The 13,819-nt window shown below is 70.4% G+C and carries 14 protein-coding genes; 4 read left to right on the plus strand and 10 right to left on the minus strand.

Going from position 1 to position 13,819, the window contains the following annotated elements; all coding sequences use genetic code 11:
* Positions 1-2 precede the first annotated feature (2 nt).
* The 10 genes from GFH49_RS38480 to GFH49_RS38525 form a co-directional block, all read right to left on the minus strand.
* Positions 3-1,379, minus strand: a complete 1,377-nt coding sequence (locus tag GFH49_RS38480) for a bifunctional albaflavenone monooxygenase/terpene synthase (RefSeq protein ID WP_155060696.1) — start codon at positions 1,377-1,379, stop codon at positions 3-5.
* Positions 1,376-2,461, minus strand: a complete 1,086-nt coding sequence (cyc1, locus tag GFH49_RS38485) for an epi-isozizaene synthase (protein ID WP_155060697.1) — start codon at positions 2,459-2,461, stop codon at positions 1,376-1,378. The genes GFH49_RS38480 and cyc1 overlap by 4 nt, the downstream gene beginning before the upstream one ends.
* Before the next feature lie 299 nt (positions 2,462-2,760).
* Complete coding sequence (def, locus tag GFH49_RS38490; protein ID WP_155060698.1) at positions 2,761-3,411, minus strand: peptide deformylase; 651 nt, start codon at positions 3,409-3,411, stop codon at positions 2,761-2,763.
* A 74-nt stretch (positions 3,412-3,485) separates the two neighbouring features.
* Positions 3,486-4,466 carry a tetratricopeptide repeat protein gene (locus GFH49_RS38495; protein WP_155060699.1) on the minus strand — a complete coding sequence of 327 codons (981 nt, stop codon included), beginning with the start codon at positions 4,464-4,466 and terminating at the stop codon, positions 3,486-3,488.
* Between the two features lie 102 nt (positions 4,467-4,568).
* Positions 4,569-5,897, minus strand: coding sequence for an HD-GYP domain-containing protein (locus GFH49_RS38500; protein WP_155060700.1), 1,329 nt, complete (start codon positions 5,895-5,897; stop codon positions 4,569-4,571).
* The gene (locus tag GFH49_RS38505; RefSeq protein WP_155060701.1) at positions 5,894-7,192 is read right to left on the minus strand and encodes an HD-GYP domain-containing protein; all 1,299 of its coding nucleotides are present in this window, start codon (positions 7,190-7,192) and stop codon (positions 5,894-5,896) included. The genes GFH49_RS38500 and GFH49_RS38505 overlap by 4 nt, the downstream gene beginning before the upstream one ends.
* Positions 7,193-7,314: 122 nt before the next feature.
* Positions 7,315-7,617 (minus strand): mycothiol system anti-sigma-R factor, encoded by a 303-nt coding sequence (rsrA, locus tag GFH49_RS38510; protein WP_155060702.1) that lies wholly within the window; start codon positions 7,615-7,617, stop codon positions 7,315-7,317.
* Positions 7,614-8,297 carry an RNA polymerase sigma factor SigR gene (sigR, locus tag GFH49_RS38515; protein WP_196218295.1) on the minus strand — a complete coding sequence of 228 codons (684 nt, stop codon included), beginning with the start codon at positions 8,295-8,297 and terminating at the stop codon, positions 7,614-7,616. The genes rsrA and sigR overlap by 4 nt, the downstream gene beginning before the upstream one ends.
* A gap of 277 nt (positions 8,298-8,574) precedes the next feature.
* On the minus strand, positions 8,575-9,204 hold the full coding sequence (locus GFH49_RS38520) for an alpha/beta hydrolase family protein (protein WP_196218286.1): 630 nt from the start codon (positions 9,202-9,204) through the stop codon (positions 8,575-8,577).
* A gap of 70 nt (positions 9,205-9,274) precedes the next feature.
* A complete protein-coding gene (locus GFH49_RS38525; RefSeq protein WP_155060704.1) occupies positions 9,275-10,090 on the minus strand; it encodes an SOS response-associated peptidase in 816 nt (271 codons plus the stop codon).
* 50 nt (positions 10,091-10,140) lie between these two features.
* Here GFH49_RS38525 and GFH49_RS38530 point away from each other — a divergent pair, with 50 nt between their 5' ends.
* The 4 genes from GFH49_RS38530 (at position 10,141) to GFH49_RS38545 (ending at position 13,805) form a co-directional block, all read left to right on the plus strand.
* The gene (locus GFH49_RS38530) at positions 10,141-10,854 is read left to right on the plus strand and encodes a M50 family metallopeptidase (RefSeq protein WP_155060705.1); all 714 of its coding nucleotides are present in this window, start codon (positions 10,141-10,143) and stop codon (positions 10,852-10,854) included.
* A 111-nt stretch (positions 10,855-10,965) separates the two neighbouring features.
* A complete protein-coding gene (gene aroA, locus GFH49_RS38535; RefSeq protein ID WP_155060706.1) occupies positions 10,966-12,291 on the plus strand; it encodes a 3-phosphoshikimate 1-carboxyvinyltransferase in 1,326 nt (441 codons plus the stop codon).
* Positions 12,292-12,303: 12 nt separating this feature from the next.
* On the plus strand, positions 12,304-13,311 hold the full coding sequence (rsgA, locus tag GFH49_RS38540) for a ribosome small subunit-dependent GTPase A (protein ID WP_155060707.1): 1,008 nt from the start codon (positions 12,304-12,306) through the stop codon (positions 13,309-13,311).
* Between the two features lie 170 nt (positions 13,312-13,481).
* Complete coding sequence (locus GFH49_RS38545) at positions 13,482-13,805, plus strand: DMT family transporter (RefSeq protein WP_155060821.1); 324 nt, start codon at positions 13,482-13,484, stop codon at positions 13,803-13,805.
* Positions 13,806-13,819 lie beyond the last annotated feature (14 nt).

Genomic DNA, 13,819 nt, shown 5'->3' on the forward strand with positions numbered 1-13,819 from the left:
CGTCACCTCGGTACGGGCCTCAGCAGCAGTCGGTACGGGTGCAGCGTGACACCCACCCGGGTGCCGTCATTGGAGCCGGGCACCTGCTCGAAGCGGTACTTGGTGGCCAGTGCCGCCGTGATCAGCGTCAGCTGGGCCATCGAGAAGTGGTCGCTGGGGCACTTGCGGTTGCCCACGCTGAAGGGCCTCATCGCGTATTTCGGCACCTCCTCGGCCCGCTCGGGCAGCCAGCGGTCCGGGTCGAACTCCAGGCTGTGTCCGTAGGACAGCGGATCGCGCTGGATCGCGTACGGGCTGTACACGATGTCGGCCCCGGCCGGAATGCGGTAGCCACCGAGTTCCGTGTCGGTCACCGCCCGTCGCGTCAATATCCATACGGCGGGGTGCAAGCGCATGGTTTCGACGACGACATTGTGGGTGTGCCTGAGCTTACGGACGTCGTCGAATGCGACGGGCCGGCCGCCGGTCACGGATTCGACCTCAGCCTTCACCTTGTCCGCGTGTTCGGGGTGTTCCGCGAGCATGTGCAGCAGAGACATGACCGTGGAGGCCACCGTTTCGCTGCCGGGGGTGAGTATCGCGACGACCTGGTCGTGGATCTCCTGTTCCCCGATGGGGTCGCCATTGTCGTCCTTCGCTTCCAGCAAGGCCGTCAGCAAATCGTCCGGCTTTTGACCGGATGCCCGGCGTTCGGCGACGATCTCGTCGACCACGAGATGCAGATCGGCCAGCGCCCGGTTGAATTTGCGGTTCGGCGGGAGAGGCAGCCGGTAGAGCGGTCCGAGCGGAACGACCATCCTCCGGTACATACCCCGGAAGACGGTGGCGAGCGCGGCGCACAGCCGCTCCGCCCGCTCGTCCATGTAGTCGCCGCGCAGCAGACAGCGGGCGGCGATCCGCACCGCGACCCGGAAGGACTCGGAGGTGCAGTCGATGGTCTCGCCGGGCTGCCAGCGCTCGGTCAGCGCATGCGCCTCCTCCTCCATGACCGGCCCGTACCCCGGGGTGGCGTCGAGCCGGAAGGCGGGCTGGATGGTGCGCCGCTGACGCCGGTGGCGCGGGCCGTTCGCGGTGGCCACGCCCTCCTTGCCGAGCAGGCCTTCGAGCGACTCCCACAGCGGGCCGCCGATCTTGAAGTCGGTGCTCAGTGCCAGCGCCCCGGTGAGGTCCGGGGTGGTGACGGCGTACACCGTCTTCGGTCCGAGCTTCAGCCGGACGATGTCGCCGTGCTCGCGCAGCCGGGCCATGAAGGCCAGCGGGTCGCGGACCAGCTTGAGGCCATGGCCGAGGCCGGGGACCCCACCGCCCGCGAGGGGCGGTTCACACAGCTGTGCTGCCTCGTGTCCCGGGGCTTCGGGTTTCACGGACTCGACGGTCATTTCTCACCTGCCGCTTCGTTGTTGACGTACGGGGGCGTGGACCGGTCGTCCCAGGAGTCGACCATGTACCGGCCGGACTCGTGGTGGAACCAATAGACCGTGCTGAACCAGTTCCGCATATTGCCGACACAGGCCCGCGCGGCAGCGCTCAATTCCTTTCCCCGCACCGTGCCGTCGTCGAGCCCGTCGGCGAGGCGCAGGGCCTTCTTTTCGATGACCAGGAATTCCGTGATGCATCCCTCGACGCGCCGCCGAATCTCCCTGATCGCCGCTTCCAGCGTCATTCCCTCATGCTTGATGAGACTGATTCCGAGATTGTGCACCTCATCGCCCGCGATTTCCTTGGGCAGCGAACAGAGGTCGTTGTACCAGGCGGCGAATTCCTGGCTCAGCAGGGCCGCCCGGCGGTATACCGGGTGTTTCCGTACGGCGTCCGGGAGTTCCCGTCCCGCGCTCGGTTCCAGCAGGTCCGTCCAGATCCAGTGCGCGAACGTGAGGCGGCGTAGCGCGAGATATTCCTCGATCGTCGGGACGACTCCCTCGGTACGGTTGCGGAACTCCCGGTCGTACGCCTCGATCACGGCGTGGAAGTGCCGGGCGAACCGCGCGTTCCAGGTCTCGGGCAGGAACGAGTACAGCCGCACCATGCTGTCCGCGAACCCCGCGACCAGGGGATCCTCGTGGTGCAGATGGTTCGTGGGGGAGTCGAGGGCCCTATGCAACCGGAACCTCAGCCGCCGCCAGGCGGCGGGCCGGCCGTGCACGATGTCGCGGTCGTGCCGGTCGTCCCAGACGAAGAACCACGCGCTGTAGTCCCCAATCGCCTGGAGGACGTCGTCGGGCGCACCAATGTAGTAGCCCGCCATGAGGTCCGTGTAGCACAAGCCGTCGGCATATTCCGCCACCTTGTCCGCAGGCATGAGCCGTTTTTCCTGCAGCCAGATGCGGGTCTTCTCCTGGAGCCGGGGCCAATACGGATGGAGTTGCCTGGGAAACGCCGCCTCGATCACCGGTAGAGAGAGCGAGGGTGGGACCGCGATCGCCGCCGGTGTCGATGTGGTGCTGTGCGAGAAAGCATGCACGAACAAACCCCTCTCAGCCGCCAGTTGACACACGCCCCTCCCGCCGTGCCGGGCGTGCGCCGTTGCGTATCCCCGCACTTCTATTCAGCACCACAACTGACCGGTCTGGGAACGCATTTGCTCCATTCACTACCCCATGGTGCCGAGAACGTCCCCTTGTGTGACTGAATATGAATCCTCGGGTGCACGTAAACGATCGGACGTGCGACGCACATGCGAACGGCGCCTGGTCAGGAAGGGGTTCCTGACCAGGCGCCGTGCGGAAGGGAGTGGTGAGCCCTCAGTTGCCCCGGCCGACCTCAGTCGTTCGCGACCACGGGGTAGCGGGGCTCGTTCTCGGCCATCTGCCGCAGCGCCTCCTTGCGTTCGCGCTTGGAGAGCCGGTCGATGTAGAGGTAGCCGTACAGATGGTCCGTCTCGTGCTGCAGACAGCGGGCGAAGTAGCCCGTACCGCGCACCTTGACCGGGTTGCCCCGCTCGTCCTGACCGGTCACCTCGGCGTAGTCGGGCCGGGCGAGCGGTGCGTAGGCCGTCGGCACCGAGAGGCAGCCCTCACTGCCGTCGTCCAGCCGGCGCTGCTCGGCGGGCAGGTCGACCAGCTTCGGGTTGCAGACCACGCCCACGTGCCGCACGCCCTTGTCGTCCTGGCAGTCGTAGACGAAGACCTTCAGATCGACGCCGATCTGGTTGGCGGCCAGGCCCACGCCCTCGGCGGTGCGCTGCGAGGCGAACATGTCCGCGGCCAGCTGCCGGAGCTCCTCGCCGAACTCGGTGACGTCCTTGCACTCCTTGTGCAGCACCGGATTCCCGACCACCGTGATCGGCCGCGAGGTGCCACGCTCGCGCCACGCCGTCTCCCGCTCCTCCGCGTCCTCGCTGTCGATGACGAAACCCTCGTCGTCCACTGGGAGCACGCCCACGTGCTGCTGATCGGTGTCCTGCTGCGCCATGACCGACGTATGCCTTTCCTGCAACCTTGAGAAATCTGCCAGTACAGCCTAAGGGTGTCTCCGGCGGGGGTGGCTCAGCAGACTTCTTCCAGGTCTCGCCAGTCCCGGGAATCCGGGCTGTCCGCGACCCACCCGTCCAGCAACCCCCGAACCAGCGAAGCCGGCGCGGCCACCCCGCACTCCCGCTCCGGCACCCACAGCTGCCCGTCGGTGCGATGACCGAGCGGCCCGGGATGCCCCGGCTCACTGTGATCGTGCGGATCGAGATGCTCCCCGTCACCTTCGTCCGACGGCATCCGGGACTCCGAGCACATCCGGCACAGCAACCGCACCGAAGAGGACCAGTCCTCCGCCGCGAACCCGGCGTCCGCGGCCAGCTGCTCCAGCGCGTCCCGGTCGGCCTCGCCGGCCGCCTCCAGCAGCACCACCCACGTCGGCACCGGCGACGGCGCCCACAGCTCGATCTCGTCGAAGACGGGATAGGCGTGCCCCGCGACGGTGGTCCGCTCTCCGTGCGGGACCCCGTCGTGCAGCACGACCTCGCCCCAGCGCCGCCCCGACGACGGCAGCGGAATGGACAGCACCTCGATACGCGCGGGATCGAGCCGCCGCCCCCACACGACCTCGGCCTCGCCCTCCGGCGACAGCCGTACGGCCGCGCTGCCCAGGTCCATCCCGACGGGCTCCCCGGCGGCGCCGGGACCGCCGGGCACCCGCAGCCCGTAGGCCTGCCAGGCACGTCGGGCCAGGGGCCAGTCCTGCAACGCGGTGGCGGCGATGCCGACGTTCCACCAGTCAGGTGCGCCGGTCTCCCGGTCGAGCAGCGCGACGGCCCTGAGGCCCGCCGCCCGCGCCTGCTCCCAGTCGTGCCGGAACTTGTGCAGCAGGGCGAGGTTGAACCAGGACTCGGAGAGCCACGGCTCCAGATCGGCGGCCCGTGTCAGCAGCGCGCCCGCGTCCTCGTACCGACCGTCCCCGATCAGCGTGAACGCGCGGTCGGTGGCCTGCCGCCAAGAGGCGGAGGGCCGGTGCCGTCCCTTGCCGAAGATCCTCACGATTCCCGCCTGCCAGTTCCGTGGAGTGGGCTGGCTGTGCCTTTCGCGCCCCCGGACATCCTCTCCTGCGCATCAAACCACGTACGGCTGGAGGGGCGCTCATTACCCATGGGTTACCCAGCCCCGCGCAGGGTCAGACAGCCCCGCCCGTCGCCCGCCACCACCCTGCCGACGGCTACCCGGGAGCCGGACCCCCATCGCGCCGCCGCCCTGGTTCCACAGCACGCGGGCCAGCGACTCGACCACCTCGGACGCGTACTCCCCGGCGGTCGCGAGCCGCAGCTCCTCCAGGGCCCGCAGCGGCCCGCCGGGACCGGCGTCCCGCGCCTTCTCCTCGTACGCGTTCACCGCCCGTACGATCCGCGCGGCCACGGGCTGCTCCCCGCAGGGGTCGGCCTGCCGTTCCACGACCGTCGCGACCTGGGGGCTCACCCCGGTCTGCCGTACGACGGCCCCGCCGAGCAGCGCGATCCGCCGCTGCTCTGCGGCCGGGAGCGCGGCGGTGGCTCCCGCCGGGACGGGGTCGACGAGGCTGAGCTGACCGATGTCGTGCATGAGTGCCGCGTACTCCAGGACGGTGAGGTCGGGCCCGGACAGACCCATGTCGCGCCCGACCGCCTCACTGAGCGCGGCCACCCGGCGGGCGTGCCCCGCGGGGGTGTACCCGGCGATCTCGGTGGCGCGGGCGAGGGAGGCGATGGTCTGCCGGTAGGTGGTACGGACAGCGGCGTACCGCCGGAAGGACAGCTGGGTGAGCAGCAGCGGCAGCGAGAACACGGGCAGCGCCCACAGCCCCACGACGGCCACCGCGAGCGCCATCACCGCCCCGGTCGCGCCGACCGCGGACCCGATCCCGAGCATGCCCCGCAGCTCGTCGCGCAGCAGCGGTCCGAAGGGCCACCCGGTGCGGGAGTGCGAGAGGGCCGCGGCGAGCACGGCGTCGCACAGCGCGGTGAGCGCGAGCAGCGCGACGAGCAGCAGGGCGTACGCGGGACCGGCGCCCTTGCCGAACGGGCCCTGGCTGTAGAGGGGTTGGAAGCAGAAGGCGGCGAACGCGACGGTCAGCACGCGCCGGGCCAGATGATCGGCCGTCGGCCCCTGCCCCCGCGCGATGTGCGGCACGCTCCCGACGAGCGAGGCGGCGAGCACGACGGTGACGACCTGCGGGACGCCGTGCCCCGTGGCCCGCCCCGCGTCCTCCCCGAGCAGCGCGTACGCGAGCGCCCCCGCCGCCCCGAGCGGCGCGGACTCCCTGACCTCGGCCCCGTTCCACCGGGCGAGTTCACCGAGGGCGACGAGGACGGCGAAGGCGAGGGCCACGCAACGGTCGTCGAGGCCGGTCCAGAGGGTGTGGGCGAGGGACGCGGCGGCGAGACAGACCGCGCAGGCGTGAATGAGGATCACCAGCGGCCGACGGCGTACGAACGTCATGGCTGGGCTCCCAGGCGGGTGTCGGCGGGTGGGGTGGCACGCGGTTCCTCGCCCGCGGTGACGGCCGGGTGCCAGCCGTGTCTGCCGAGTGCCTGGACCAGCGCCGCGACCATCCGGGGATCGAACTGCGCTCCGGCACACCGCCGCAGCTCCTCCAGCGCGACCGCGACCGGCCTGGCCCGCCGGTAGGAGCGCGTGGACGTCATCGCGTCGAAGGCGTCGGCGACGGCCACCACCCGCGCGCACTCCGGGATCTGGGTGCCCACCAGCCCGTACGGATACCCGCTCCCGTCCAGCCGCTCGTGGTGGTGCAGTACCGCCGCGCGCGCCTCGCCCAGGAAGGCGATCCCGCGCACCATCTCGTGCCCGTACTCCGGATGCAGCTCGATGACCCGTCGCTCCTCGGGGGTCAGCGGCCCGTCCTTGCGCAGCAGCCGCGTCGGTACGCCCAGCTTCCCCACGTCGTGCAGGATTCCGGCGAACCGCAGGACTTCGACGCGTTCGTCGTCCATGCCCAGCTCGCGCGCGATCATCGTGGACGCCTGCCCGACCCGCTCGCTGTGCCCGCGCGTGTATCCGTCCTTGATGTCGACGGCCTGCACCAGCGCCCGGATGGTCGCCTGGTGCGCCGCCCGCTCCCGGTGGTACTGCGCGAACACCCAGGCCGACACGCACATCGGCAGCAGCACCAGCAGCGCGGCGAACGGCCCGTACGGGCTGCGCCACAGGACGGCCATCATCAGCCCGGCGAGCCCGTGGACGCCGATCGGCGCAAGGGACCGTAGGAACAGACCCCGCCAGGCCCGCCGTACCGGAACTGTCTCGGCGAGGGCCAGAATCCCGCCGTCCAGCACGCTGAGCACCAGGCAGAACGCGAGCACCGCGGCCAGGGCGGGCAGCAGGGCGTACGGGAAGTCAGGGGTCACGACCGCGTCCCGGCCGCCCAGCGCCCAGTGGACGCGGGCCGCCGCCCATACGGCGACGACGAGTTCGGCCGCCCGCCAGATCCGCCGCGTCGCCCGGGACCGCCCGGCGACGGGAGACAGCAGCGCTCCGGGCAGGGCGACCAGCGCGGCGGCGGGCGGCGGCAGCAGGAAGGCCCCGGCGAGCAGGACCGGATAGAAGGTGCCGAGGGGCCGCCACCGGCTGATCTGCTGGCATCCGGCGTAGAGCGCGGCGAGCGGCGCCACCGCCCACCAGGGCGTGTGCACGGAAGGCAGCGGGAGGAGGCAGAGCAGCGCGCCGAGGGCGACGCAGGCGACGTACGCGCGTGCCCGCGCTGGTATCGCCTCCATGATGTCCCTCCCCGACCGTGCCCGTACCGGCTCAGGAGCCTAGGGCGGCGGGTGGGACGGCCGCGGGTCGATGACCCGCGGTTAGCACGTTCGAGTGATGGCAGCCCGCTTCAGGGTTCCTGTCAGGATTCCTGGGGGGTCGCCGTCACGTCATGGTCCGGGACGGCCTGCCCGGAGCGGATCAGGTCGATCCGCCCGAGGACCTTGGCGCGCAGGTCGGTGGGTACGTCGTCGTGACCGCAGCACCGCTTGACGAGCTTCTTCACCGCTTCTTCGAGCCCGTACTTCTCCAGGCACGGCGAGCACTCCTGGAAGTGCTGCTTGAACTTGGCGCGGTCGACGTCCGGCATCTCACTGTCGAGGAACTCGTAGAGATGGTCGAGGACTTCACGGCAGTCCGTCTCGTGCGGGTCTCCGCAGCTCATGAGCCCGAGCCTTTCGCTTCGTTCGACTCTCCGGCGCCGGCCGGGACCAGCCCGCGCTCACGGGCGTAGTCCTCAAGCATGCCGCGCAGTTGACGGCGGCCACGGTGCAGCCGGGACATCACCGTACCGATGGGTGTCCCCATGATGTCCGCGATCTCTTTGTACGCAAAGCCCTCTACGTCCGCCAGATAGACGGCGATACGGAACTCCTCGGGGATCGCCTGCAACGCTTCCTTCACGTCCGAGTCGGGCAGGTGGTCGAGCGCCTGCGACTCCGCGGAGCGCAGACCCGTCGACATGTGCGACTCGGCGCGGGCGAGCTGCCAGTCCTCGATCTCCTCGGCCGCGGAGCGCTGGGGTTCGCGCTGCTTCTTGCGGTACGAGTTGATGAACGTGTTGGTCAGGATCCGGTAGAGCCACGCCTTGAGGTTGGTGCCCTCACGGAACTGGTGGAAGGACGCGTACGCCTTGGCATACGTCTCCTGCACCAGATCCTCGGCGTCGGCAGGGTTGCGCGTCATGCGCAGCGCGGCCGAATACATCTGGTCGAGGAATTCGAGCGCGTCCCGCTCGAAGCGCGCGCTGCGCTCCGCGGTGGACTCCGCGCCCATGCCCTGGCCCTCGGGCTGCTCCGCCTGGCCGTCGTCGGTCCCTGCGTCGATCCCAGTGACCGGACCCACCTCCTCAAGATTCCGGGCAGCACCGATACCGGTGTCACCAGACTCGGAGGATAGACGACGACCCGTCCCCGCCGCCCCTCGAACAGGGGTGGTCTTCGCCGCACGCAGCACCGTCCAGTCCAGGTCGTTGCGGCTGCTGCGGCTGGGGCATACCGTCGAACCCATGCGGCGGACTTCCTCTCCTGCGACGTCGTTGCTGGTGTCTCAGCACTTCTGTCCCGCTCAACAGTGGTCCGTGGCTCAACATTCCCGAGTCTTTACTCCAGTGATCCGGTCTTTACTCCAGTGATCCGGTCCACTTCACGACCGCACCGGTGATGATCGCCACGACTTCCTCCGGCCCGATCTCCGCTCCCTTCGGCACGGCGAAGCCATGATCGCCGTATGGCACCTCGACCAGTTCATAGGTGCCCTTCGGGAATTCCCGGGGCTTGCCGAACGGGTCGTTACCGCCCTGCACGACGAGCGTGGGCACCCCGGCGCCGAGCAGTTCGCCGGCGCGGGACTTCTCGGGCTTGCCGGGCGGGTGCAGCGGGAAGCTGAGGGCGAGGACGGCGGCGGCTCCCAGCTCCACGGCCGTACGGCAGGCGACGCGGGCCCCGGCGCTGCGCCCGCCCGCGATCACGGGCAGCCCGGCCCCGGCGACCGCGGGCCAGATGCCCCGCCACCCCACGTCCAGCGTCTTCGGCGCGGGCGCCAGCTTCTTCCCGGCCACCCGCCAGGGCTGCTCCACGAGGGCGACGGTCACACCGTGCCCCGGCAGCTCGGCGGCGATCGCCCGCAGGTCCCGCGCCTCGATACCGCCGCCCGCGCCATGGCTCACCGCCAGCACAAGCCGTGCCTTCTCCGCCCGGTGCCAGGTGATGCGGGCGTCCCCGGCGCCGGTGCTGATGATCTCGGTCGTCACGCCAGAAGTCGTCACGCCAGAAGAGGTCGTCACGTTAGAAGAGGTCGTCACGCTAGAAGAGGTCGTCACGCTAGAAGAGTGTGCCCTCTTCGGGTCCTTCCAGCTCCTTCAGCAGCTCCGGCCCGTTGTTGCGGACGTTGCTGACCGCGGTGGTGACGGGATAGGCGCGCATCAGTCCGGCGGGCGGTGGGGTGAGCAGTTCGCGCAGGTCGTCGGGGTCCGTGCGGTCCGGGTCGAGCCAGGTGTCCCAGCGGTCGGGCGTCAGCATCAGCGGCATCCGGGGGTGGATGTCGGCCAGCGCGTACGGCCCGTCGGCGGGGGCCACGGCCAGCGGGGTCGACTCCGCCTCCGTCGTGATCACCGAGCAGGTCACCCACCAGGCCTGCGGATGCTCGTCGGGCAGCGTCCTGTCCCGCCAGAACTCGTACAGCCCGGCCATGGCGAAGACGGACCCGTCGGCGGGGAGCACGAAGTAGGGCTGCTTGCGCGGCCGCTTCTTCTTCCCCTCCTGCTCCAGGTCCCGCTCCTGCTTGCCGGTGACCCACTCGTAGTAGCCGTCGGCGGGCAGGATGCACCGCCGGGCGGCGAAGGCACGGCGGTACGACGGCTTCTCGTGCACCGTCTCCGCGCGCGCGTTGATCATCCGGGCGCCGCCCTCGGGAGTCTTCGACCAGGACGGGACGAGCCCCCACTTGAGCTTGCGCAGCTGCCGAACCGGTCGCTTGTCGTCGGCGTCTTTCAGAGGACGGTCCAGGACCGCGTAGACCTCTTTGGTCGGGGCCACGTTGTAGTCGGGCTCCAGGGTCTCCTCGGCCTCCCACTTCTCGATTTCAAAGATTCCTGCGAGATCCTCGGGCCTACGACTCGATGCATACCGTCCGCACATACGTGCCACACTGCCAGACTCCGTTGGAACAGAGGGAGCACCCCGGACACATGGACAGCAGCACAGCGACGTCTCTGTGGGACGAGCTCGTCGGCACCCAGACCGATCCGGACATGTGGGTGGTGACCGCGACCCTCGTCGCCGCGGTCGCGGTGGTCGTCCCGCAGGGCCTGTGGCGCATCGCCCGCAACGCCATCACCATCGCCCACGAAGGCGGCCACGGCCTGGTCGCGCTGCTCACCGGCCGGCAGCTCACCGGCATACGCCTGCACTCGGACACCAGCGGCCTCACGGTCAGCCGGGGCAAGCCGTACGGCCTCGGCATGATCCTCACCGCGGCCTCCGGCTACACCGCTCCCCCGCTCCTCGGCCTCGGCGGCGCCGCCCTGCTCGGCGCCGGCCGCATCACTCTGCTGCTGTGGCTGGCCACGGCCCTGCTGCTGGCGATGCTGGTGATGATCCGCAACGCCTACGGCGCCCTGACGGTCGTCCTCACCGGCAGCACCTTCGTGGCCGTCTCCTGGCTGGCCGGCCCGCAGGTCCAGGCGGCCTTCGCCTACGCCGTCGTCTGGTTCCTGCTGCTCGGCGGCGTACGCCCGGCGTTCGAGCTGCAGGCGAAGAGGAGCCGGGGCGGGGCGGGAGACTCGGACGCGGACCAGCTGTCGCGGCTGACGCAGGTACCGGCGGGGCTGTGGCTGTTCCTGTTCCACGCGGTGTCGCTGTGCTCCTTGATAGGTGGCGGCCGCTGGCTACTGGCTGTGTGACCGGCCGACCCGGTTGCGCGGGGCTGTGTCGGTGTGCGGCTCCGCCGGGTGGGCGGGACCGGCCACAACGGCGCCGCACCCGAAAGACGACCGACCACTAAAGTGGGCGGCATGACCGGTAACCCCGCAGACACCGCCCTCTGGCCCGCCCCCCACGCGAGCGGAGCCGTCGACGCGACGGTCCATGTGCCCGGGTCGAAGTCGGTCACCAACCGCGCCCTCGTACTCGCCGCCCTCGCCTCCGAGCCCGGCTGGCTGCGCCGCCCGCTGCGCTCCCGCGACACCCTGCTGATGGCCGACGCGCTACGGGCGATGGGCGTCGGCATCGAGGAGGGCGTGGGCCCCAACGGCACAGGCGAGACCTGGCGCGTCCTGCCCGCGGGGCTCCGCGGCCCCGCCACGGTGGACGTCGGCAACGCCGGCACGGTGATGCGCTTCCTGCCGCCGGTCGCCGCCCTCGCCGACGGCCCCGTCCGCTTCGACGGCGACCCCAGGTCGTACGAGCGTCCCCTCAGCGGTGTGATCGACGCCCTGCGCGTCCTCGGCGCGCGGATCGACGACGACGGCCGCGGCGCGCTGCCGCTGACCGTGCACGGCGGCGGGGCGCTGGACGGCGGCCCGGTGGAGATCGACGCGTCCACGTCGTCCCAGTTCGTGAGCGCGCTGCTGCTCTCCGGCCCGCGCTTCAACCAGGGCGTGGAGGTCCGCCACATCGGCGCGACACTGCCGTCACTGCCCCACATCCGGATGACCGTCGGCATGCTGCGCCGTGTCGGCGCCCAGGTGGACACCCCGGAGTCGGGCGGCGAGCCGAACGTCTGGCGGGTCACGCCGGGTGCGCTGCTCGGCCGGGACCTGACGGTGGAGCCGGATCTGTCCAACGCCCAGCCGTTCCTGGCGGCGGCGCTGGTGACCGGCGGCAAGGTGCTCGTCCCGGACTGGCCGGCCCGGACCACCCAACCCGGTGACCGGCTGCGGGAGATCTTCACCGAGATGGGCGGCTCCTGCCAACTGACGGAGTACGGACTGGAGTTCACCGGATCGGGCGGAATCCACGGCATCGATGTCGACCTGGGCGACGTAGGCGAACTCACCCCCGGCATCGCGGCCGTGGCCGCCCTCGCCGACTCCCCCTCCACGCTGCGCGGTGTGGCGCATCTGCGGCTGCACGAGACGGACCGGCTGGCCGCGCTGACCAAGGAGATCAACGAACTGGGCGGTGATGTGACGGAGACCGCCGACGGGCTGCACATCCGCCCGCGCGCGCTGCACGGCGGGATCTTCCACACGTACGAGGACCACCGCATGGCCACCGCCGGCGCGGTCATCGGCCTCGCGGTGCAGGGCGTGCAGATCGAGAACGTGGCGACGACGGCGAAGACGCTGCCGGACTTCCCCGACCTGTGGACCGGGATGCTCGGGAGCGGCGGGGCGTAGGGGACTCACGCCATGCGCCGCTACGGCAAGCACACCGACGAGGACGACATCCGCACGCGCCCGAACCGCAAGGGCAACCGGCCGCGGACGAACATCCGCCCCAAGCACGAGGACGCGGCCGAGGGAATGGTCCTCACCGTCGACCGCGGCCGTCTGACGTGCCTCGTCGACGACCGGGTCGTCCTGGCGATGAAGGCCCGCGAACTGGGCCGCAAGGCGGCGGTGGTCGGCGACCTGGTGCACCTCGTCGGCGACCTCTCCGGCAAGAAGGACACCCTCGCCCGCATCGTCCGTATCTCCGACCGCACCTCGGTGCTGCGCCGCACCGCGGACGACGACGACCCGTACGAGCGCGTGGTCGTCGCCAACGCCGACCAACTCGCCATCGTCACCGCGCTCGCCGACCCCGAACCGCGTCCCCGCCTGATCGACCGCTGTCTGGTGGCGGCGTTCGACGGCGGCCTGGAACCGCTGCTGGTGCTCACCAAGTCGGACCTCGCCCCGTCCGACAAGCTCCTGGAACTGTACGGCGCCCTGGACATCCCGTATGTCGTCACCAGCCGCGAGGAACTGGAGAGCGGCGACGCGGCGGACCGGGTGCACGAGCAACTCGACGGCAAGATCACGGCGTTCGTGGGCCACTCCGGCGTCGGCAAGACCACGCTGGTCAACGCGCTGGTGCCGGAGGACCGCAGGCGCAGCACCGGACATGTGAACGCGGTGACCGGGCGCGGCCGGCACACCACGACCTCGGCACTCGCGCTGCCGTTGCTCGACGGCGGCTGGGTCATCGACACCCCGGGCGTACGGTCCTTCGGCCTGGCCCACATCGATCCGTCCCGTGTGATCCACGCGTTCCCCGACCTCGAACCCGGCACGGAGGGCTGCCCGCGCGCGTGCAGCCACGACGAGCCGGACTGTGCGCTGGACGACTGGGTGGCTCAGGGACATGCTGATCAGACACGGCTGTATTCCCTGCGCCGGCTACTGGCGACGCGGGAACGCAAGGAGGGCGACTGACGCCGTGTTCTTCGGCGTTGTTCGCCTGTGACCTCCGCGTTGTTTGTCTGCGCACACGCCCGGTAAGTGCATAATCGCACCGAGCCGGATCCAAGACTGACCAAGCATGACGAAGCATGAACAAGCATGACGAAGCGGTCACGGAACGCGGACTTACGGGAGGACAGCACATGGCGTGGCTGCTGGTCATCGTCGCCGGGTTGCTCGAAACCGGCTTCGCCGTCTGCCTGAAGCTGTCGCACGGCTTCACCAGGCTGTGGCCGACCATCGCGTTCTGCATCTTCGCACTGGGCAGCTTCGGCCTCCTGACCCTGTCCCTGAGGAAGCTCGACGTGGGCCCGGCCTACGCGGTGTGGACGGGCATCGGCGCGGCGGGCACCGCCGTCTACGGCATGATCTTCCTCGGCGACGTCGTGTCGACGCTGAAACTCGTCTCGATCAGCCTGGTGATCGTGGGCGTCATCGGGCTCCAGCTGTCGGGCTCGGCGCGCTGAGCGCGTGTGTACAG

This window comes from Streptomyces blattellae, assembly GCF_009709555.1.
GTDB lineage: Bacteria > Actinomycetota > Actinomycetes > Streptomycetales > Streptomycetaceae > Streptomyces > Streptomyces blattellae.

What these genes read in the sequence shown, in the direction of transcription:
- def (WP_155060698.1), bottom strand. Translation starts at nt 3,411, where the DNA reads ATGGCGCAGCAGGACACCGATCAGCAGCACGTGGGCGTGCTCCCAGTG.
- GFH49_RS38525 (WP_155060704.1), bottom strand. Translation starts at nt 10,090, where the DNA reads ATGTGCGGACGGTATGCATCGAGTCGTAGGCCCGAGGATCTCGCAGGA.
- rsgA (WP_155060707.1), top strand. Translation starts at nt 12,304, where the DNA reads ATGCGCCGCTACGGCAAGCACACCGACGAGGACGACATCCGCACGCGC.
- GFH49_RS38500 (WP_155060700.1), bottom strand. Translation starts at nt 5,897, where the DNA reads ATGACGTTCGTACGCCGTCGGCCGCTGGTGATCCTCATTCACGCCTGC.
- GFH49_RS38505 (WP_155060701.1), bottom strand. Translation starts at nt 7,192, where the DNA reads ATGGAGGCGATACCAGCGCGGGCACGCGCGTACGTCGCCTGCGTCGCC.
- GFH49_RS38480 (WP_155060696.1), bottom strand. Translation starts at nt 1,379, where the DNA reads ATGACCGTCGAGTCCGTGAAACCCGAAGCCCCGGGACACGAGGCAGCA.
- GFH49_RS38530 (WP_155060705.1), top strand. Translation starts at nt 10,141, where the DNA reads ATGGACAGCAGCACAGCGACGTCTCTGTGGGACGAGCTCGTCGGCACC.
- GFH49_RS38545 (WP_155060821.1), top strand. Translation starts at nt 13,482, where the DNA reads ATGGCGTGGCTGCTGGTCATCGTCGCCGGGTTGCTCGAAACCGGCTTC.
- aroA (WP_155060706.1), top strand. Translation starts at nt 10,966, where the DNA reads ATGACCGGTAACCCCGCAGACACCGCCCTCTGGCCCGCCCCCCACGCG.
- rsrA (WP_155060702.1), bottom strand. Translation starts at nt 7,617, where the DNA reads ATGAGCTGCGGAGACCCGCACGAGACGGACTGCCGTGAAGTCCTCGAC.